At 68.4% G+C, this 1,343-nt stretch carries 2 protein-coding genes and 1 pseudogene; all 3 read right to left on the reverse strand.

All coding sequences use genetic code 11. The features are described from left to right. Positions 1-230 (reverse strand): annotated as a pseudogene (locus tag EAO70_RS35445) (hypothetical protein); the annotation flags it as partial. Beyond that, positions 223-945: a hypothetical protein gene (locus EAO70_RS35450; protein ID WP_148006916.1), complete on the reverse strand. Its 723-nt coding sequence runs from the start codon at positions 943-945 to the stop codon at positions 223-225. The pseudogene EAO70_RS35445 and the gene EAO70_RS35450, both read right to left, overlap by 8 nt. Next, on the reverse strand, positions 942-1,343 hold a 402-nt coding region (locus EAO70_RS38360), incomplete at its 5' end, for a hypothetical protein (protein ID WP_187284180.1). The genes EAO70_RS35450 and EAO70_RS38360, both read right to left, overlap by 4 nt.

The following is a 1,343-nucleotide window of genomic DNA, read 5'->3' on the forward strand; positions in this document are numbered from 1 at the left end:
GCAGCTTCCACCCTCAAGTCCTGGCGCGCCTCGAAGAGGAACACGGCTTCAACGGTGTCGGCCAGCAGATCCCCGGCGGCGAAGAGGCTGCCGCGGCAGTGAAGCGCTCCGGGCCTCTCGGCGTCGAATGTCCGGTCCCGGCCTGCCCGGAGTTGTTCGCGGAGGAAGCTGGACAGGTCGCCCTCACGCCGCATGGCCGCGATGTCCTCGGTGCTGAAGTCGTCACTCACCGAGGGCCTCCTCGCGGGCGGCTTCCTGGTTGGCGATGATCCGTTCGAGGCTGGCCAGGGAAGCGGAACGACGGCGCTCGATCTCTTCCGGCGACTCGCTCGTCACGGGCTGGCCCTGGGCTGCGCGGCGACGGGCCGCATGTATGACCTTGCTCGCCCGGCTGCGGAGGGCTGACTTACACGGCCGGCCGATCGGCGCTTGGCAGGCCGGGACCGGACATTCGACGCCGAGAGGCCCGGAGCGCTTCACTGCCGCGGCAGCCTCTTCGCCGCCGGGGATCTGCTGGCCGACACCGTTGAAGCCGTGTTCCTCTTCGAGGCGCGCCAGGACTTGAGGGTGGAAGCTGCCTTCGAGGGCGGGCGTTTCCGCAGGGCCAGCAACACGGCCGGAGGCGACGGCGTCCATCTGGCGGCGGTAGTTGGCGAGGTACTGCTTGGGTGACTCGTCTGGATTGCCGTCGTAGACGAAGTTCTCGAGGCGTTCCTTACGGATGATGTCGCGCCAGGAGCGGACGTCGTGCGGCTGGATCCACAGGCGCTGGCCGGCTTCCTTTGGCGGGGTGCCATAGAAGCGGGCGACGGCGTCGAAGCAGTCCTGGTCGAGCGGAACGTCCTTGAGAGATGTCGCCCAGGCGCGCATCGCGATCTGCGACGGTTGCCGGTTGTCGAAGGCGGCGCACGAGGCGAGGAGCTTGGCTGCGTCGTCGGGGGTCACGAGTTTTCCTCTCCTGAGGCGAGGGCCAGCCAGCCGGCGACTTTGGCGTCGGTGCCGGTGAGGGTCTGGCCGCTGGGGAGCTGGATGACGTTGCCGGTCTGGCGTCGTTCGCTGGCGCGCTTGGCGGAGTCTCCGAGCCACTTGCGCCAGGCCTCGTGCCAGTTGCGCTTCTTGCGGCCTTCGGCCCGCCAGTAGGAGATGAACTGCTGGGTCTCGAAGTCGGGGTCGAGCTGCGGATAGGTGCTGGCGGCGAAGCGGCGCATGGTGTCGTTCAGGTGGAAGTCGTCAGGGATGGAGTGGAGGCCGTCAGGCCGCTGCTGCTCGAGTGCCTCGGCGGGTTCGATGACGACGGCCTCAGCCCCCCTCTCTTCTTCTGGGGCTGGGGTAGGGGAAGGGGG

It is taken from the genome of Streptomyces sp. adm13(2018) (assembly GCF_008042145.1).
GTDB lineage: Bacteria > Actinomycetota > Actinomycetes > Streptomycetales > Streptomycetaceae > Streptomyces.